Raw genomic sequence first — 17,608 nt, forward strand, 5'->3', positions numbered from 1 at the left:
CACTCATCAACGCCAACAAGCGGAACGATCCTACGTGAGATCCACACCGGTCCTGCCTGCGCTACTGCTTGTCGCCTCACTGTTGGGAGGCTGTGCCAGCGTTGATATCACCCGTGAGCCTTCCCAGGCGTTGCCGGCGTCCGAATCGTCATTCGGGCGCTCGGTCCAGGCCCAGGCCGCACCGCACGAAGGACGCTCGGGATTCCGCCTGCTCTCCAACAGCACCGATGCCTTTACCGCCCGGGCCGAGCTGATTCGTAACGCGCAAAGCAGCCTGGACTTGCAGTACTACATCGTTCACGACGGCATCAGCACCCGGATGCTGGTGGACGAGGTACTCAGGGCCGCCGACCGGGGCGTGCGCGTGCGGATCCTGCTGGACGACACCACCAGCGACGGCCAGGAAGAGATCATTTCGACCCTCGGCGTCCACCCGCAGATCCAGATCCGCCTGTTCAACCCGTTGCATCTGGGGCGCGCCACCGGCGTGACCCGCAGCCTCGGCCGGCTGTTCAACCTGTCGCTGCAACACCGGCGGATGCACAACAAGCTTTGGCTGGCGGACAACAGCATGGCCATCGTCGGCGGGCGCAACCTGGGGGATGAATACTTCGATGCCGAACCTCACCTGAATTTCACCGATATCGACCTGCTTGGCGTCGGCCCGGTGGCCGAGCAACTGGGGCACAGCTTCGACCAGTATTGGAACAGTGCCCTGAGCAAGCCCATCGAACAGTTCCTGTCCCATCGACCCACCGCCAAGGACTTGGCCAACAGCCGCCTGCGCCTGCAAGAGTCCCTGGAGCAGACGCAGAAGGAGAACCACGCGCTGTACCAGCAGCTAACCACCTACCGGACCCAGCCGCGCCTGGATATCTGGCGCAACGAATTGGTCTGGGCCTGGAACCAGGCGTTGTGGGACGCGCCCAGCAAGGTGCTGGCCAAGGACGAGCCGGATCCGCACCTGTTGCTGACCACCCAGCTAGGCCCAGAACTGACGGGCGTCAGCAAGGAGCTGATCATGATCTCGGCATACTTCGTGCCGGGTCAGCCTGGGTTGGTGTACCTGACCAGCCGCGCCGATGCCGGTGTGTCGGTAAGCCTGTTGACCAACTCCCTGGAAGCTACCGACGTGCCGGCGGTGCACGGCGGTTACGCGCCCTATCGCAAGGCGCTGCTGGAGCACGGTGTGCGGCTGTACGAGTTGCGGCGCCAGCCCGGCGACAAGGGCGGCAGCAGCCCTCACCTGTTCTATAGCAAGTCCTACGGAGAATCGGACTCGAGCCTGCACAGCAAGGCGATCATTTTTGACCGACAGAAGGCGTTCATCGGCTCATTCAATTTCGATCCGCGCTCAGTGCTGTGGAACACCGAGGTCGGCGTGTTGGTGGACAGTCCCGAACTCGCCGACCAGGTCCGTGACCTGGCCTTGCAGGGCATGGCACCGGCCCTGAGCTACCACGCGCGACTGGAAGATGGAAAGCTCGTCTGGACCACTGAAGACAACGGCAAACTCCATGACCTGGATCGCGAGCCCGGCAGTTGGTGGCGCCGGTTCAATGCCTGGTTTGCGACGACCATCGGGCTGGAAAAAATGTTGTAGGGCTGTCCGCCCCTGTCAGGCAGGCTGTGTAGCCCCGAACGCACCTTGGCGCAACAACAGAATCACCAGCCCAAACGCCCCCGCCGCCATGAACAACGGCAGCGCATGCCCGCTGATCCATTGGCTACCCGCTCCCGCCACGAGGGGACCGATCAGGCAACCGATTCCCCACAGCTGGGCAATATGGGCGTTGGCCCGCACCAGCGCATCGTCACGGTAACGCTCACCGATCAGGATCAACGACAAGGTGAACAAGCCACCCGCACTAGCGCCGAACAGCACCCACAGCGGCCAGATCAGTACGGTATCGATCAGCAACGGAACCGCCAGACTCGATAAAGTCAGCACCACCGCGCAGCCCGTGAGCAAGGTTCGTCGGGACACATGATCGGCCAGGGCGCCAATGGGCAGTTGCAGCAAGGCATCACCGACCACCACGGTACTGACCATCGCCAGCGCGACGTCGGCACTGAACCCCTGGCGCAGGCAATACACCGGCAGCAATGTCAGGATCATCGCCTCGAAAGCCGCGAACAACGACACCGCCCAGGCGATCGCCGGCAGCCCTCGGCAAAATACCCACAAATCGCCAAACGTAACGCTACCGGCTTCACTGGTAGGCGCTCCACTGCGACCGAGCAACAGCAAAGGCGCCATCAGCAGCAGGCCGACGCCCACCCAGAATCCATAGTCGTGAACAGTACCCAGCGCACCGAGCAACAGCGGACCGGACAACTGGCTGAGGGCATAGCTGGCGCCATACAGCGCCACCAGCCGACCACGCCATTGTTCAACCACCAGTTGATTGATCCAGCTCTCGCCGAGGATGAACACCAGGGTCAGGACCACCCCGATCACCAGCCGCAGCACCAGCCAGACCGGGTAACTGGGCAACAGCGCCAGCAATCCGATGGACAGTGCCCCGCCCCACAGGCACAGGCGCATCAAGTTCGCAGTCCCAAACCGCGCCGTCAGACGGCTCGACACCTTGGCCCCGAGCAACACCCCAACCGCCGGCATGGCCGCCATTACCCCAATGGCGAACGAACCATAACCCCAGCCCTCCAGGCGCAGCGACACCAGCGGCATGCTGACTCCCAGGGCAAGGCCGACGCTCAGGACAGAGGCCAACACGGCGAAATAAGTCGCCCAACGCATTTCCACACTCCTGTGGGTAGTCATCGATTCCGGATCCCCCAAAACAATGTGGGAGCGAGCCTGCTCGCGAAGCGGCGCAACATTCAACAAAGCTGTCGACTGTCATACCGCTATCGCGAGCAGGCTCGCTCCCACAGGGGATCAGCGTGTGCTGTTACAGCTTGATCCAGGTCGACTTCAGCTCGGTGTATTTGTCGAAGGCGTGCAGCGACTTGTCGCGGCCGTTACCCGACTGCTTGAAGCCACCGAACGGCGCGGTCATGTCGCCACCGTCGTACTGATTCACCCACACACTGCCGGCGCGCAAGGCCTTGGCGGTCAGGTGGGCCTTGGAGATGTCCCGGGTCCATACCGCCGCCGCCAGGCCATACGGCGTGTCGTTGGCAATCTGGACGGCTTCCTCGGCGGTATCGAAAGTGATCACCGACAAGACTGGACCGAAAATCTCTTCCTGGGCAATTTTCATGGCGTTGCTCACGCCGTCGAAAATCGTCGGCTCGACATACGTACCACCGGTTTCCTCGAGGATCCGCTTGCCACCGGCCACCAGCTTGGCGCCGTCGCTGTGCCCGGCTTCGATGTAGGACAGCACGGTATTCATCTGCTGGGTGTCGACCAGGGCACCGACATTCGTCGCCGGGTCCAGCGGATTGCCCGGCTTCCAGCCCTTGAGGGCTTCGATCACCAGCGGCAGGAAGGTGTCCTTGATGGAGCGTTCCACCAGCAGGCGCGAGCCAGCGGTGCAGACCTCGCCCTGGTTGAACGCAATGGCGCTGGCCGCGGCTTCGGCGGCGGCCTGCAGATCCGGGGCATCGGCGAACACGATGTTCGGGCTCTTGCCGCCGGCTTCCAGCCAGATGCGCTTCATGTTGGATTCGCCGGAGTAGATCATCAGTTGCTTAGCGATCTTGGTGGAACCGGTGAACACCAGCGTGTCGACATCCATGTGCAGAGCCAGGGCCTTGCCGACCGTATGGCCGTAGCCTGGCAGGACGTTGAGCACGCCTTTCGGAATCCCGGCTTCGACGGCCAGTGCGGCGATGCGGATGGCGGTCAACGGGGATTTTTCCGACGGTTTGAGGACCACCGAGTTGCCGGTGGACAGTGCCGGACCGAGCTTCCAGCAGGCCATCAACAGCGGAAAGTTCCACGGTACGATGGCGCCCACCACACCGACGGGCTCGCGGGTGACCAAGCCCAGCTGGTCGTGCGGGGTCGAAGCCACTTCGTCGTAGAGCTTGTCGATGGCTTCACCGCTCCAGCTCAACGCTTGTGCCGCGCCGGGCACATCGATATTCAGGGAATCGCTGATCGGCTTGCCCATGTCCAGGGTTTCGAGGAGGGCCAGCTCTTCGACGTGCTGCTTGAGCAGGCCGGCGAAACGAATCATGGTGGCTTTGCGTTTGCTCGGCGCCAGGCGCGACCAGGCGCCGGAGTTGAAGACCGCACGAGCGTTTTCGACGGCACGCTGAGCGTCTGCGGCATCGCAGCTGGCGACTTTGCCCAACAGACGGCCATCGACCGGGCTGATGCAATCGAAGGTTTCGCCGGACACCGCATCGGTGTATTCGCCGTTGATGAAGGCGCGGCCCTCGATGGTCAGATCGCGGGCGCGTTGTTCCCAGTCGGCACGAGTCAGGGTGGTCATGCGAGTGTCCTCCTCTTATTGGGGTATGAGCGTCGCAGGGGGCGCCCGCTCAGGAATTCTGCCCGGCCAGCCGGTTTTCGCGCATATTTTCGGCACAGGGCACCCGCCACCCTAAACCAGCCGCCCCTCAAGTTTCAATATATTTGACACAAGGCCGGCAAACAGCCTTGCGATGTTCGTTTTAATAAACATAGACTCGAGCCTTCCAAGCAATCACCGGGGGATTACGGAAATGAGCATCCAGGACATCGTCGACTTCAGCCAGGCCAGCACCGTCGCCGATCGCTATCGCCCGGACCCGGCGAAGGTTCTCAAGGGCGATCCCGAACAAGCCGTGTACAACCACTACAACAGCCCCTGTGGGCAAATGAATGCCGGCGTCTGGCAAGGCGCGGTCGGCCAGTGGACGGTCAACTACACCGAGCATGAATACTGCGAGATCGTCCAGGGCGTTTCCGTGTTGCGGGACAATGACGGCAATGCCAAGACACTGCGTGCAGGCGATCGCTTCGTGATTCCTGCGGGCTTCAAGGGCACATGGGAAGTGCTGGAGCCGTGCCGCAAGATCTATGTGGTGTTTGAACAGAAGGCTTGAGTTTTCGTTGGCCGGGCTGGCCCCATCGCGAGCAGGCTCGCTCCCACAGGGATTGGGTCAGGGCTGAAAGCCAGCCACAAAAAAGGCCCGTATCTCGCGATACGGGCCTTTTTCGTAAAGAGGGAAAAATCAATTACTTGATTTTGCCTTCCTTGTAGATCACGTGCTTGCGAACAACCGGATCATATTTCTTGATCTCGATTTTGTCCGGGGTAGTACGCTTGTTCTTGTCGGTAGTGTAGAAGTGACCAGTACCGGCGCTCGAGATCAAACGAATCAATTCACGCATGATTAGCTCCCTTAAACCTTGCCATCGCGACGAAGTTCGGCCAGCACGACACTGATGCCACGCTTGTCGATGATACGCATGCCCTTGGCAGATACGCGCAGACGCACAAAACGTTTCTCTTCTTCAACCCAGAAGCGGTGATGCTGCAGGTTCGGCAGGAAACGACGACGGGTTTTGTTGTTTGCGTGGGAAATGTTATTCCCAGTCACCGGACCCTTACCGGTAACTTGACAGACTCTAGACATGCCTCAGCCCTCTAAAACCACATGCCCAACCCGGCATGGGTTGGCCGCTTAATCTCTCAGTCATTTGGCGCCAGGCGCCGCGTTTCTTTAAGGGTCTTACCGGCTACACCTACAGTGAAGGAACCGGGCCCCTAGAAAAGAGCGCTGCTTTATACCAGAAAGACCTCGGTGCAACAACAGCCAGTGTGATTTGTCTTTACCGGGAATCCTCGGTCAGCCGTGCCGAACGGCTGCGGCAAAGGCTGGCGATGGCGGTGACCGCTCGTCGCGGCATCCAGGTTTTTTCATCGTCGACAGGTTTTAGCGCATCAATGCGCGGGCGCAGGGTGCCGGAAAAAGCAAAAAGGGGATAGTCATTTGGCAGCGAGCCCACTAGGGTAGGCCTTTTCCAGACTGCACTCGCAGATGGGCCTTCGACCTGACAAGGAAACCGATCATGCGCCTCGCTGCCCTCTCACTGTTGCTCGCCCCCCTGCTGATCAGCCCATTGGCCCAGGCCGCCGCCCTGAGCGTCTGCACCGAGGCCAGCCCGGAGGGGTTCGATGTCGTCCAATACAACTCGCTGACGACCACCAACGCCTCCGCCGACGTCCTGATGAACCGACTGGTGGAATTCGACACCGCCAGCGGCAAGGTGGTCCCCAGCCTGGCCGAGCAGTGGGATGTCTCGCCCGATGGGCTGACCTACGTGTTCAAGCTGCATCCAAAGGTCAGGTTCCACCAGACCGAATACTTCACCCCCCATCGTGACCTGAGCGCCGAAGACGTGAAGTTCAGCTTCGAACGCATGCTGGACCCTGCCAATCCCTGGCATAAAGTCGCCCAGAGCGGCTTCCCGCATGCCCAATCCATGCAACTGCCGACGCTGATCAAGAAAATCGACGCACTGGACCCGCTGACCGTGCGCTTTACCCTCGATCACGCGGACTCCACCTTCCTGGCCACCCTGAGCATGGGATTCGCCTCGATCTATTCGGCTGAATACGCCGATCAGTTGATGAAGGCCGGCACCCCGGAAAAACTCAACAACCAGCCCATCGGCACCGGCCCGTTCATCTTCAACCGGTTCCAGAAGGACGCCTCGATTCGCTACAAGGCCAATAACGATTACTTCGCCGGCAAACCCCAGGTTGACCCGCTGATCTTCGCCATCACACCGGATGCAAACGTGCGCCTGCAGAAACTGCGGCGCAACGAATGCCAGATCGCCCTGTCGCCCAAGCCTTTGGACGTGCAGGCCGCCCGGCAGGAACCGACCTTGAAGGTGGAGCAGACCGACGCCTTCATGACCGCCTTCGTGGCAATCAACAGCCAGCATCCGCCCCTGGACAAACCCGAGGTGCGCCAGGCCATCAACCTCGCCTTCGACAAGGCCAGCTACCTCAAGACCGTCTTCGAAGGCACCGCCGAAGCGGCCAACGGCCCCTACCCGCCGAACACCTGGAGCTACGCCAGGAACCTGCCCGGCTATGCCCATGACCCGGCCAAGGCCCGCGAGCTGCTGGCCAAGGCCGGATTGAAAGAGGGTTTCCAGACCACCATCTGGACCCGCCCTTCCGGCAGCCTGCTGAACCCCAACCCCAGCCTCGGCGCACAACTGCTGCAATCCGACCTGGCGGAAATCGGCATCCAGGCCGAAATCCGGGTGATCGAATGGGGGGAACTGATCCGTCGCGCCAAGGCCGGCGAGCATGACTTGCTGTTCATGGGTTGGGCCGGCGACAACGGTGATCCGGACAACTTCCTGACGCCGCAGTTTTCCTGCGCGGCGGTCAAGTCCGGTACCAACTTCGCCCGTTATTGCAACCAGGACCTGGACAAGCTGATCAGCGCCGGCAAGACCACCGGCGAACAGGGCGTGCGCACCAAACTCTATGAACAGGCCCAGGCGCAGATCCAGCAACAGGCTCTGTGGCTACCGCTGGCGCACCCGACCGCGTTCGCCCTGGTCCGCAAGGACCTGCAGGGTTATGCGGTCAGCCCGTTCGGGCGCCAGGATTACTCGAAGGTCAGCCTCAAGCCGTAAGCTGCAAGCTGCAAGCTGCAAGCTGCAAGCTGCAAGCTGCAAGCCCAAGAGCAGATCACACCCAGCTCTGAACTTGCAGCTTGAAGCTGACAGCTTGCCGCTGCTTCACATCCACCCATACTCCGCCATCGACAGCGGCTCCCCATCGCCGACGATAAAGTGATCGAGCACCCGCACGTCAATCAGCTCCAACGCCTCTTGGAGTCGCTCGGTGAGCAACCGGTCGGCCTGGCTGGGCTCGGTGTTGCCGGAGGGATGGTTGTGGCACAGGATCAGCGCGGCGGCGTTGTGGGCCAAGGCGCGCTTGACCACTTGCCGAGGATGAACGCTGGCGTTGTCGATGGAGCCACGAAACAGCGTCTCGAAGCCCAACACCTGATGCCTGGAATTGAGAAACAGGCAGCCAAACACTTCGTGGGGCTCGTGGCGCAGCATCGATTTCAGATACTCACGGACGATGCCCGGGCTTTCCAGCGTCGTTCTTTGCCGTGCCCGTTCGGCCAGGTGCCGCCGGCTCATCTCCTGGGCCGCCTGCAACTGCGCGAACTTTGCCGGTCCCAGGCCCATCTGGCTGCTGAAGGTGATCTGGTCGGCTTCAAGCAGCGCGCGCAGGCTGCCAAATTGAGTCAACAGTTGTCGCGCCAGATCCACCGCGCTTTTCCCCGACACGCCGGTTCGCAAGAAAATCGCCAATAGCTCGGCGTCAGAAAGACTCCCTGCCCCCGAAGTCAACAACCTCTCCCGCGGCCGCTCGGCCACGGGCCAATCCCGAATACTCATAGGCTCTCCCTGATGGTGGGCACCGCTGTTCCATAGCGGTCGCTGTGATATCGTAGCCCATCTTTTTTGCAGGCGATTTGCACCCTGGCAGGCTGCTGTCGAGAGGTTCGTCCTGCACTGACCACTGAAATCCAAAGGCAGGCTTATGCAGCGGCTGTATCGGAAACGCATCGTTCTGGGCGTCGGCGGCGGCATTGCCGCCTACAAGAGCGCCGAGCTGGTTCGCCGACTCATCGACCAGGGCGCGGAAGTGCGAGTCGTCATGACCCGTGGCGGCAGCGAATTCATTACCCCGCTAACCATGCAGGCCCTGTCCGGGCACCCGGTCCACCTGGATCTGCTCGACCCGGCGGCCGAAGCCGCCATGGGCCATATCGAACTGGCCAAATGGGCCGACCTGGTGCTGATCGCCCCGGCCACCGCCGACCTGATTGCCCGCCTCGCCCAAGGCATCGCCAATGATCTGCTGACCACCCTGGTGCTCGCCACCGACGCCGTGGTTGCTGTCGCACCGGCCATGAACCAGGCCATGTGGCGCGATCCGGCAACCCAGGCCAACCTGCAGCTCCTCGAAAGCCGCGACCTGAAAGTCTTTGGCCCGGCCTCCGGCAGCCAGGCCTGCGGCGATGTGGGCATGGGCCGCATGCTCGAAGCCACCGACCTGGCCCAATGTGCCGCCGACTGCTTCCAGCGTCACGCCCTGACCGGCAAGCACGTGCTGATCACCGCCGGACCGACCCAGGAAAACATCGACCCGGTGCGCTACATCACCAACCACAGCTCCGGAAAAATGGGCTTCGCCCTGGCCGAGGCCGCGGTGGAAGCCGGCGCCCGGGTGACATTGATCACCGGCCCCGTGCACCTGCCGACGCCGGATCGGGTGACCCGCATCGACGTGGTCAGCGCTCGGGACATGCTCGCGGCTTGCGAAGCGGCCATCCCCTGCGACCTGTTCATCGCCTCGGCAGCGGTAGCGGACTACCGTCCTGAAGTCATAGCCCCGCAAAAATTGAAGAAAGACCCTACGAGCGGCGACGGCCTGTTATTACAAATGGTCCGCAACCCGGATATCCTGGCCACCATCGCCACCCGTCCCGACCGTCCCTTCAGCGTCGGCTTCGCCGCCGAAACTGAAAACCTGCTCGATTACGCCGCGCGCAAGCTCAAGGACAAGAATCTGGACTTGATCGTCGCCAACGACGTCGCCAACCCGAGCATCGGCTTCAACAGCGAAGAAAACGCCTGCAGCGTGATCGACCGCCAGTTGCACGCCACCCTTTTCGCCCAGACCAGCAAAGGCAAGATCGCCCGCCAGCTGATCACTTTTATCGCCGAACGGCTGAACCAGGTTTAATTGACATGCACGCTCTACAAGCCAAGATCCTCGACCCCCGCATCGGCAATGAATTCCCGCTGCCGCAATACGCCACACCGGGCTCCGCCGGCCTCGACCTGCGGGCCATGCTCAAGCAGGACACTCTTCTGGAGCCGGGCCAGACCCTGCTGATTCCCACTGGCCTGTCGGTGTACATCGGCGATCCGGGCCTGGCCGCGCTGATCCTGCCGCGTTCGGGGCTGGGTCATAAGCACGGTATCGTGCTGGGCAACCTGGTGGGCCTGATCGACTCCGACTACCAGGGCGAGCTGATGGTGTCGTGCTGGAACCGTGGTCATACGACATTCAATATCGCGGTGGGCGAACGCATCGCCCAACTGGTGCTGGTACCGGTGGTCCAGGCCCACTTCGAACTGGTCGAGGAATTCGACGAGAGCCAGCGCGGCGCGGGCGGTTTCGGGCACTCCGGCAGTCACTGACAGGCGGAATCGGGCCGGGCATGCGGCCCGGCCGGTTTATTAAGCTTCTGTTTCAGGGCAAAAAATGCGCAATGGCTTTCTGCTAGGTTTCCCATCCGGAATCAAGGTATTAGGCGAGCGGGGCCAGGGTAACGCTGTCTCATGGCACTTTCCCACCACGAACTCTCTGTCAAAAACGCCGTCATACCCTTCAGCTTGAGCCTGCCGACGCTGACCGTCGGCCTGTCCAGTCACCTTCTGAATAGAGCGTCCCGCCCATGAACACCCCAGCCGCAATCGCACCGATCTTCCCTGACAGCATCTTCCGCGCCTACGACATCCGCGGCGTGGTGCCGGAAACCCTGACCGGCGAAACCGCCTACTGGATCGGCCGCGCCATTGGCTCCCAGAGCCTGGCCCAGGGCGAACCGAACGTGTGCGTCGGCCGCGATGGGCGCTTGTCCGGCCCCGAGCTGGTAGAGCAGCTGATCAAGGGCGTTGCCGACAGCGGCTGCCACGTCAGCGATGTCGGCCTGGTCCCGACCCCGGCGCTGTATTACGCCGCCAACGTACTGGCCGGCAAATCCGGCGTGATGCTCACCGGCAGCCACAACCCATCGAACTACAACGGCTTCAAGATCGTCATCGCCGGCGACACCCTCGCCAACGAGCAGATCCAGGCCCTGCACACCCGCCTCAAGACCAACGAGCTGAGCAGCGGCAAGGGCACCGTCACCAAGGTCGATATCCTCGAGCGCTACAGTGACGAAATCGTCAAGGACGTGAAGCTGGCCCGTCGCCTGAAAGTGGTGGTCGACTGCGGCAACGGCGCGGCCGGCGTGATCGCCCCGCAACTGATCGAAGCCTTGAACTGTGAGGTCATCCCGCTATTCTGCGAGGTGGACGGCAACTTCCCCAACCACCACCCGGACCCGGGCAAACTGGAAAACCTCGAAGACCTGATCGCCAAGGTCAAGGAAACCAACGCCGACCTGGGCCTGGCCTTCGACGGCGACGGCGACCGCGTGGGCGTGGTGACCAATACCGGCAGCGTCGTGTTCCCTGACCGCCTGCTGATGCTGTTCGCCAAGGACGTCGTGGCCCGCAACCCCGATGCGGAGATCATTTTCGACGTTAAATGCACCCGTCGCCTGGTGCCGCTGATCAAGGAATACGGCGGCCGTCCGCTGATGTGGAAAACCGGTCATTCCTTGATCAAGAAGAAAATGAAGCAAAGCGGCGCCCTGCTGGCCGGCGAGATGAGCGGCCACATCTTCTTCAAGGAACGCTGGTTCGGTTTCGACGACGGCATCTACAGCGCCGCACGCCTGTTGGAGATCCTCAGCAAGGAGCAATCCAGCGCCGAAGACCTGTTCGCGACCTTCCCGAACGATATTTCTACGCCGGAAATCAATATCCATGTGACCGAAGAGAGCAAATTCAGCATCATTGATGCACTGCACGACGCTCAATGGGGCGAAGGGGCCGAACTGACCACCATCGACGGTGTACGGGTCGACTATCCCCACGGCTGGGGCCTGGTTCGCGCGTCCAACACCACACCGGTGCTGGTCCTGCGTTTCGAGGCCGATAACGAAGCCGAGCTGCAGCGCATCAAGGATGTGTTCCACACCCAACTCAAACGTGTTGCACCCGATCTTCAACTACCGTTTTGATTTTTTGAAGCGCCACTGGAGCCCTGAATGACCCTCGAACGCGAAGCCGCCACCAACACCGCCAAGGTCCTGTCCGAAGCGTTGCCTTATATCCGACGCTACGTCGGCAAGACCCTGGTGATCAAATATGGCGGCAACGCGATGGAAAGCGAGGAGCTGAAGACCGGCTTCGCCCGCGACATCGTGCTGATGAAGGCCGTGGGCATCAACCCGGTGGTGGTGCATGGCGGTGGTCCGCAAATCGGCGATCTGCTCAAGCGCCTGGCGATCGAAAGCCACTTCATCGATGGCATGCGCGTCACTGACGCGCAGACCATGGACGTGGTGGAAATGGTCCTCGGCGGCCAGGTCAACAAGGACATCGTCAACCTGATCAACCGCCATGGCGGCAGCGCCATCGGCCTGACCGGCAAGGACGCCGAGCTGATCCGGGCGAAGAAACTCACCGTCACCCGCCAGACGCCGGAAATGACCCAACCGGAAATCATCGACATCGGCCAGGTGGGTGAAGTGGTCGGCATCAACACCGACCTGCTGAACCTGCTGGTCAAGGGCGACTTTATCCCGGTGATCGCGCCTATCGGCGTGGGCGCCAACGGCGAGTCCTACAACATCAACGCCGACCTGGTGGCCGGCAAGGTCGCCGAAGCACTGAAAGCTGAAAAGCTGATGCTGCTGACCAACATCGCCGGCCTGATGGACAAATCGGGCAAGGTCCTGACCGGGCTGTCGACCCAACAGGTCGACGATCTGATCGCGGACGGCACCATCTACGGCGGCATGCTGCCGAAGATCCGTTGCGCGCTGGAAGCGGTGCAAGGCGGCGTCGGCAGTTCGCTGATCATCGACGGCCGGGTGCCGAATGCGATCCTGCTGGAGATCTTCACCGACACCGGCGTGGGTACCTTAATCAGTAATCGCAAGCGCGCTTAAGCAATACCCATGAAAAAGACCCCGCTCGGCCTGACTGAGCGGGGTCTTTTTTTGTACCGATCACCTGCGAGATCCCCCTGTGGGAGCGAGCCTGCTCGCGATGGCGGAATGGGCTTCAACACTGATGTTGACTGATCCGCCGCTATCGCGAGCAGGCTCGCTCCCACAGGGGATTGTGCAAGCCGATCAGACGCCGAACTGCGCCCGATAAGCTTCAACCGCCGGCAAATGCTGCTTGAGCTGCGGGTCGTCGGCCAAAAACTCCAGGACCTGGGTCAGCGAAACGATGCTGATGACCGGAATGCCGAAGTCGCGCTCCACTTCCTGGATCGCCGACAGCTCGCCGTTGCCACGCTCCTGACGGTTCAGGGCAATCAGCACGCCGGCGGCCTTGGCGCCTTCCTGGGAAGCGATGATCTGCATCACTTCGCGGATGGCGGTGCCGGCGGTGATCACGTCGTCGATGATCAGCACGTCACCGGTCAGCGGCGCGCCCACCAGGCTGCCGCCTTCACCGTGGGCCTTGGCTTCCTTGCGGTTAAAGCACCAGGGCAGGTCGCGGTCGTGGTGTTCGGCCAGGGCGACGGCGGTGGTGGCGGCCAGCGGGATGCCTTTGTAGGCTGGGCCGAACAGCACGTCGAACGGAATCCCGCTCTCGACAATGGCCGCCGCATAGAAACGACCCAACTGGGCCAGGGCAGAACCGCTGTTGAACAGGCCGGCATTGAAGAAGTACGGGCTCGTGCGCCCGGACTTGAGGGTGAACTCACCGAAGCGCAAAACTCCGCGATCGATGGCAAAGCGAATGAAATCGCGCTGATACGCCTGCATGAAAAAAAGCCTCAAATACCGCGGATTTAGCTAAATAGGTACACGGCGTGTATCATACACGCACGTGATTTTTGGGGCCATTTATGCGGATCATCAGTGTGAACGTCAATGGTATTCAGGCTGCAGTGGAGCGAGGTTTGCTCAGTTGGCTGCAAGCACAGAATGCCGACGTCATCTGCCTGCAGGACACCCGCGCCTCCGCCTTTGAACTGGACGATGCAGCCTTCCAACTGGATGGTTACTTCCTTTATGCCTGCGATGCCGAAGTCCCCGCCCAGGGTGGCGTGGCTCTGTACTCGCGGCTGCAACCGAAGGCTGTCATCAACGGTCTCGGTTTCGAGACGGCGGACCGCTACGGGCGCTACCTGCAGGCCGATTTCGACAAGGTCAGCATCGCGACCTTATTGCTCCCTTCGGGGCAGAACGGCGATGAAGATTTGAATCAGAAATTCAAGTTGATGGACGATTTCGCCCGTTACCTGGATAAGCAGCGGCGCAAACGTCGCGAGTACATCTATTGTGGCTCGCTGTACGTGGCGCAACAGAAGCTGGACATCAAGAACTGGCGCGACAGCCAGCAGTCCCCGGGTTTCCTGGCGCCTGAACGGGCCTGGATGGACGAGATCATCGGCAACATGGGCTATGTCGACGCCCTGCGCGAAGTCAGCCGCGAAGGCGATCAGTACAGCTGGTGGCCGGACAACGAGCAGGCCGAGATGCTCAACCTCGGCTGGCGCTTCGACTACCAGTTGCTGACGCCCGGCCTGCGCCGCTTCGTCCGTAGCGCCCGCCTGCCGCGCCAGCCACGGTTCTCGCAGCATGCGCCGCTGATCGTGGATTACGACTGGACGCTGACGATCTAAGCGTCGTTTCGCAGATACAAAAAAACCGACAGCACCGTCGGTTTTTTTGTGGGCAATCACTTCCCCCTGTGGGAGCGAGCCTGCTCGCGATAGCTATTTATCATTCAACATCGATGTTGACTGACCCACCGCTTTCGCGAGCAGGCTCGCTCCCACACAGGGTTATGCATTGATCGTTATTTGATCACCCGCCAGGTAAACGGATACCGGTACGGCTGCCCTTCATTGGCCTTGATCCCGCCGATGATGGTCAACACCAGCGCGCCGATGGCGATCAGCCCGAACAGGAAGAAACCAATCACCACGACCATCAGCAGGAGGCTGATCAGCGAGGCAATCGCCACGGTGATCTGGAAGTTCAGCGCTTCCTTGCCCTGGGCGTCGACGAACGGATCGGATTCGCGCTTGACCTGCCAGAGCACCAGCGGACCAATCAGTGTGCCGAACGGAATCACCAGCCCCGACAAGGCGGACAGGTGACAAAACATCGCCCATTGACGCGCTTCCCTGTCCGGCTGGGGCAGAAGCACTTGTTCATCACTCATGACGCTCTCCTTGTCTGAAGCGCTGTAGATCAATCGGCCAGGGCGGCCTTTTGCAGTTCGAAAATTTCGCTCATGCCTTTCTTCGCCAGCTCCAGCATAGCGTTCAGCTCTTCAGGCTGGAATGGCGCGCCTTCGGCGGTGCCCTGGACTTCGATGAAGCCGCCCGCGCTGGTCATGACCACGTTCAGGTCGGTCTCGGCGGCGGAGTCTTCCAGGTAATCCAGGTCCAGCACCGGCTCGCCCTGGTACATGCCCACGGACACCGCGCCGATCATCTGCTTGAGCGGGTCGCCGCCCTTGAGGCCGCCGCGCTTCTTGATCACCTTCAGGGCATCGACCAGCGCAACCATGGCGCCGGTAATGGAGGCCGTGCGGGTTCCGCCGTCGGCCTGGATCACATCGCAATCGACGTACAGCGTCACGTCACCCAGCTTGGACATGTCCAGGGCAGCGCGCAGCGAGCGGCCGATCAGACGCTGGATTTCCAGGGTGCGCCCGCCTTGTTTGCCACGGCTGGCCTCGCGTTGGTTCCGCTCACCGGTGGCGCGCGGCAGCATGCCGTACTCGGCCGTCAACCAGCCCTGGCCTTGGCCCTTGAGGAACCGTGGCACGCCGTTTTCGACGCTGACCGTGCAAATGACCTTGGTATCACCGAATTCGACCAGTACGGATCCCTCGGCGTGTTTGGTGTAGTTGCGGGTAATGCGGATCGAGCGGAGCTGATCGGCAGCGCGACCACTTGGACGTTTCATAGGGAACACCTGTACAGAGGACGGAAAACTGCCGGCATTATAAAGCCGCGAATCGTCCTAGGGCAGTTTAAAACGTCGGGCCGTTTTAAAACCGCCGCGGCGCATGCCGCTCAAAGGCCCGCCCGACGGGCTGCAGCGCTTTGTCACAGGCACGGTTTGGGGCATGCGCCTCACTGCGCTACAATCCTGCGCCTTTGCTGCCCGTCGGCTTTTTATCCACAGACTCCAGGCGCCACGACCCCCGGTCGTGCCCGGCCTGCATTGCGAGGAATCTCCCATGGTGCACAGCATGACCGCCTTCGCCCGCGTCGAAAAGGCCGGCGCCCAAGGCACGCTGAGCTGGGAACTGCGCTCGGTCAACAGCCGCTACCTGGAGCCGCACCTGCGCCTGCCCGAGTCCTTCCGTGACCTGGAAGGCGGCGTGCGCGAAGCACTGCGCCAGGGCCTGTCCCGGGGCAAGCTGGAATGCACCCTGCGCTTTACCGAAGAAAGCACCGGCAAGCCATTGCAAGTGGACCGCGAGCGCGCCGCGCAACTGGTGGCCGCGGCCGAAACCGTTGCCAGCCTGATCAAGAACCCCGCCGCCCTGAACCCGCTGGAAGTCCTGGCCTGGCCCGGCGTGCTGGTGGGTGACGCCAGCGATCCCCAGGCACTGAACACCGAAGCGCTGGCGCTGTTCAACCAGGGGCTCAAGGAACTCAAGGCCGGCCGTGAGCGCGAAGGCGCGGAACTGGCCCGGCTGATCAACGAGCGCCTGACCTCCATCGAAGAAGACGTGACGACCCTGCGCGAACTGGTTCCGCAGATGCTCGCCACCCAACGCCAGAAAGTCCTGGATCGCTTCGCCGACATGAAGGCCGAGCTGGATCCGCAGCGCCTGGAACAGGAAATGGTCATGCTCGCGCAGAAAAGCGACGTGGCCGAAGAACTGGATCGCCTGAGCACCCACATCATCGAAGTCCGCCGGGTGCTCAAGTCCGGTGGTGCGGCCGGTCGCCGCCTGGACTTCCTGATGCAGGAACTCAACCGCGAAGCCAATACACTGGGCTCCAAAGCCTTCGACCCGCGCAGCACCCAGGCTGCGGTCAACCTCAAGGTGTTGATCGAGCAGATGCGCGAACAAGTGCAGAACATTGAGTAAGGCTAACCCGACATGACCCACAGCACCGGCACTCTCTACATCATTTCCGCGCCCTCGGGCGCCGGCAAGACCAGCCTGGTCAAGGCCCTGATCGACGCCGAGCCGCAGATCCGCGTCTCGGTCTCCCACACCACCCGCGCCATGCGCCCGGGTGAAGTGAACGGCGTGAACTACCACTTCGTCGACCGCGAAGAGTTCGTGAAGATGGCCGAGCATGGCGACTTCCTGGAGCGCGCCGAAGTCTTCGGCAACCTCTACGGCACCTCGCAGAGCTATTTGCAGCAGACCCTGGACGAAGGCCACGACCTGATCCTGGAAATCGACTGGCAAGGCGCCGAACAGGTGCGCAAGCTGATGCCACAGGCCCGTTCGATCTTCATCCTGCCACCGAGCCAGCAAGCCTTGCGCCAGCGCCTGACCAACCGTGGCCAGGACAGCGACGAAATCATCGAAGGCCGGATGCGTGAAGCGGTCAGCGAAATGAGCCACTACGTGGACTACGATTACCTGATCATCAACGACGATTTCGCCCACGCGCTGGACGACCTGAAGGCGGTTTTCCGCGCCAATCAGCTGCAACAGAAACGCCAGCAGCAACGTTTCGGTAAATTATTGGCCGAACTGCTGGGCTGACCGCCCCTTCCCAAAACCGCTGCAACGGCTTTACATTGGTGCTTGCAGCGCGCCGAGGGGTTTGGTCAAAAAATCAGCGCTTCCCTAAACGCTGGT

18 protein-coding genes and 1 pseudogene are annotated in these 17,608 nt (G+C 61.6%); 10 read left to right on the plus strand and 9 right to left on the minus strand.

Features of this window, described 5'->3' with window-relative positions; translation table 11 throughout:
* Window positions 1-34: 34 nt before the first annotated feature.
* Complete coding sequence (locus CGA22_RS06100) at window positions 35-1,603, plus strand: phospholipase D family protein (RefSeq protein WP_041024410.1); 1,569 nt, start codon at window positions 35-37, stop codon at window positions 1,601-1,603.
* A 15-nt stretch (window positions 1,604-1,618) separates the two neighbouring features.
* Here CGA22_RS06100 and CGA22_RS06105 read toward each other — a convergent pair whose 3' ends face one another.
* Together CGA22_RS06105 and CGA22_RS06110 are read right to left on the minus strand one after the other, a co-directional pair.
* Window positions 1,619-2,761 (minus strand): MFS transporter, encoded by a 1,143-nt coding sequence (locus tag CGA22_RS06105; protein WP_188258512.1) that lies wholly within the window; start codon window positions 2,759-2,761, stop codon window positions 1,619-1,621.
* A 154-nt stretch (window positions 2,762-2,915) separates the two neighbouring features.
* Entirely contained in the window at window positions 2,916-4,409 is a 1,494-nt protein-coding gene (locus tag CGA22_RS06110) for an aldehyde dehydrogenase (protein ID WP_041022858.1), read from the minus strand.
* Window positions 4,410-4,641: 232 nt separating this feature from the next.
* On the opposite strand from CGA22_RS06110, the gene CGA22_RS06115 reads away from it, so the two are divergent.
* A complete protein-coding gene (locus CGA22_RS06115) occupies window positions 4,642-5,004 on the plus strand; it encodes a cupin domain-containing protein (RefSeq protein ID WP_041022859.1) in 363 nt (120 codons plus the stop codon).
* Between the two features lie 133 nt (window positions 5,005-5,137).
* Here CGA22_RS06115 and rpmG read toward each other — a convergent pair whose 3' ends face one another.
* From rpmG to CGA22_RS06130, 3 genes are all read right to left on the minus strand, one after another.
* Entirely contained in the window at window positions 5,138-5,293 is a 156-nt protein-coding gene (gene rpmG / locus CGA22_RS06120; RefSeq protein WP_003177274.1) for a 50S ribosomal protein L33, read from the minus strand.
* Between the two features lie 11 nt (window positions 5,294-5,304).
* Window positions 5,305-5,538 (minus strand): 50S ribosomal protein L28, encoded by a 234-nt coding sequence (gene rpmB, locus CGA22_RS06125; protein ID WP_003177273.1) that lies wholly within the window; start codon window positions 5,536-5,538, stop codon window positions 5,305-5,307.
* A 196-nt stretch (window positions 5,539-5,734) separates the two neighbouring features.
* A complete protein-coding gene (locus CGA22_RS06130; RefSeq protein WP_156996925.1) occupies window positions 5,735-5,911 on the minus strand; it encodes a hypothetical protein in 177 nt (58 codons plus the stop codon).
* 63 nt (window positions 5,912-5,974) lie between these two features.
* Here CGA22_RS06130 and CGA22_RS06135 point away from each other — a divergent pair, with 63 nt between their 5' ends.
* Window positions 5,975-7,564, plus strand: coding sequence for an ABC transporter substrate-binding protein (locus tag CGA22_RS06135; protein WP_041022860.1), 1,590 nt, complete (start codon window positions 5,975-5,977; stop codon window positions 7,562-7,564).
* Between the two features lie 105 nt (window positions 7,565-7,669).
* Here the strand turns inward: CGA22_RS06135 and radC are convergent, their stop codons facing one another.
* Window positions 7,670-8,344 carry a RadC family protein gene (radC, locus tag CGA22_RS06140; RefSeq protein ID WP_041022861.1) on the minus strand — a complete coding sequence of 225 codons (675 nt, stop codon included), beginning with the start codon at window positions 8,342-8,344 and terminating at the stop codon, window positions 7,670-7,672.
* Window positions 8,345-8,489: 145 nt separating this feature from the next.
* Between radC and coaBC the strand changes: the two genes are divergently transcribed.
* The 4 genes and pseudogenes from coaBC (at window position 8,490) to argB (ending at window position 12,747) form a co-directional block, all read left to right on the plus strand.
* A complete protein-coding gene (gene coaBC / locus CGA22_RS06145; RefSeq protein ID WP_041022862.1) occupies window positions 8,490-9,698 on the plus strand; it encodes a bifunctional phosphopantothenoylcysteine decarboxylase/phosphopantothenate--cysteine ligase CoaBC in 1,209 nt (402 codons plus the stop codon).
* A gap of 5 nt (window positions 9,699-9,703) precedes the next feature.
* Window positions 9,704-10,159, plus strand: coding sequence for a dUTP diphosphatase (gene dut, locus CGA22_RS06150; RefSeq protein ID WP_041022863.1), 456 nt, complete (start codon window positions 9,704-9,706; stop codon window positions 10,157-10,159).
* Window positions 10,160-10,410: 251 nt separating this feature from the next.
* A pseudogene (locus tag CGA22_RS06155) lies at window positions 10,411-11,814 on the plus strand (phosphomannomutase/phosphoglucomutase); the annotation flags it as partial.
* Between the two features lie 27 nt (window positions 11,815-11,841).
* The gene (gene argB, locus CGA22_RS06160; RefSeq protein ID WP_041021292.1) at window positions 11,842-12,747 is read left to right on the plus strand and encodes an acetylglutamate kinase; all 906 of its coding nucleotides are present in this window, start codon (window positions 11,842-11,844) and stop codon (window positions 12,745-12,747) included.
* A gap of 186 nt (window positions 12,748-12,933) precedes the next feature.
* On the opposite strand, the gene pyrE is transcribed toward argB, so the two are convergent.
* On the minus strand, window positions 12,934-13,578 hold the full coding sequence (pyrE, locus tag CGA22_RS06165; RefSeq protein ID WP_041023878.1) for an orotate phosphoribosyltransferase: 645 nt from the start codon (window positions 13,576-13,578) through the stop codon (window positions 12,934-12,936).
* An 83-nt stretch (window positions 13,579-13,661) separates the two neighbouring features.
* Here pyrE and CGA22_RS06170 point away from each other — a divergent pair, with 83 nt between their 5' ends.
* On the plus strand, window positions 13,662-14,441 hold the full coding sequence (locus CGA22_RS06170; RefSeq protein ID WP_013694557.1) for an exodeoxyribonuclease III: 780 nt from the start codon (window positions 13,662-13,664) through the stop codon (window positions 14,439-14,441).
* Window positions 14,442-14,617: 176 nt separating this feature from the next.
* Here the strand turns inward: CGA22_RS06170 and CGA22_RS06175 are convergent, their stop codons facing one another.
* Window positions 14,618-14,986 carry a DUF4870 domain-containing protein gene (locus CGA22_RS06175; protein WP_041023879.1) on the minus strand — a complete coding sequence of 123 codons (369 nt, stop codon included), beginning with the start codon at window positions 14,984-14,986 and terminating at the stop codon, window positions 14,618-14,620.
* 29 nt (window positions 14,987-15,015) lie between these two features.
* Window positions 15,016-15,738 carry a ribonuclease PH gene (gene rph, locus CGA22_RS06180; protein WP_024780256.1) on the minus strand — a complete coding sequence of 241 codons (723 nt, stop codon included), beginning with the start codon at window positions 15,736-15,738 and terminating at the stop codon, window positions 15,016-15,018.
* A 277-nt stretch (window positions 15,739-16,015) separates the two neighbouring features.
* On the opposite strand from rph, the gene CGA22_RS06185 reads away from it, so the two are divergent.
* Together CGA22_RS06185 and gmk are read left to right on the plus strand one after the other, a co-directional pair.
* Window positions 16,016-16,879: a YicC/YloC family endoribonuclease gene (locus CGA22_RS06185; RefSeq protein ID WP_041023880.1), complete on the plus strand. Its 864-nt coding sequence runs from the start codon at window positions 16,016-16,018 to the stop codon at window positions 16,877-16,879.
* 12 nt (window positions 16,880-16,891) lie between these two features.
* On the plus strand, window positions 16,892-17,512 hold the full coding sequence (gmk, locus tag CGA22_RS06190; protein WP_041023881.1) for a guanylate kinase: 621 nt from the start codon (window positions 16,892-16,894) through the stop codon (window positions 17,510-17,512).
* The last annotated feature ends 96 nt before the right edge of the window (window positions 17,513-17,608 follow it).

The organism is Pseudomonas sp. PSB18, from assembly GCF_014596565.1.
Lineage (GTDB): Bacteria > Pseudomonadota > Gammaproteobacteria > Pseudomonadales > Pseudomonadaceae > Aquipseudomonas.

Coding starts and splice junctions, on each gene's coding strand:
- CGA22_RS06105 (WP_188258512.1), bottom strand. CDS start 2,761: ATGCGTTGGGCGACTTATTTCGCCGTGTTGGCCTCTGTCCTGAGCGTC.
- CGA22_RS06110 (WP_041022858.1), bottom strand. CDS start 4,409: ATGACCACCCTGACTCGTGCCGACTGGGAACAACGCGCCCGCGATCTG.
- CGA22_RS06115 (WP_041022859.1), top strand. CDS start 4,642: ATGAGCATCCAGGACATCGTCGACTTCAGCCAGGCCAGCACCGTCGCC.
- rpmG (WP_003177274.1), bottom strand. CDS start 5,293: ATGCGTGAATTGATTCGTTTGATCTCGAGCGCCGGTACTGGTCACTTC.
- rpmB (WP_003177273.1), bottom strand. CDS start 5,538: ATGTCTAGAGTCTGTCAAGTTACCGGTAAGGGTCCGGTGACTGGGAAT.
- CGA22_RS06135 (WP_041022860.1), top strand. CDS start 5,975: ATGCGCCTCGCTGCCCTCTCACTGTTGCTCGCCCCCCTGCTGATCAGC.
- radC (WP_041022861.1), bottom strand. CDS start 8,344: ATGAGTATTCGGGATTGGCCCGTGGCCGAGCGGCCGCGGGAGAGGTTG.
- coaBC (WP_041022862.1), top strand. CDS start 8,490: ATGCAGCGGCTGTATCGGAAACGCATCGTTCTGGGCGTCGGCGGCGGC.
- dut (WP_041022863.1), top strand. CDS start 9,704: ATGCACGCTCTACAAGCCAAGATCCTCGACCCCCGCATCGGCAATGAA.
- argB (WP_041021292.1), top strand. CDS start 11,842: ATGACCCTCGAACGCGAAGCCGCCACCAACACCGCCAAGGTCCTGTCC.
- pyrE (WP_041023878.1), bottom strand. CDS start 13,578: ATGCAGGCGTATCAGCGCGATTTCATTCGCTTTGCCATCGATCGCGGA.
- CGA22_RS06170 (WP_013694557.1), top strand. CDS start 13,662: ATGCGGATCATCAGTGTGAACGTCAATGGTATTCAGGCTGCAGTGGAG.
- CGA22_RS06175 (WP_041023879.1), bottom strand. CDS start 14,986: ATGAGTGATGAACAAGTGCTTCTGCCCCAGCCGGACAGGGAAGCGCGT.
- rph (WP_024780256.1), bottom strand. CDS start 15,738: ATGAAACGTCCAAGTGGTCGCGCTGCCGATCAGCTCCGCTCGATCCGC.
- CGA22_RS06185 (WP_041023880.1), top strand. CDS start 16,016: ATGGTGCACAGCATGACCGCCTTCGCCCGCGTCGAAAAGGCCGGCGCC.
- gmk (WP_041023881.1), top strand. CDS start 16,892: ATGACCCACAGCACCGGCACTCTCTACATCATTTCCGCGCCCTCGGGC.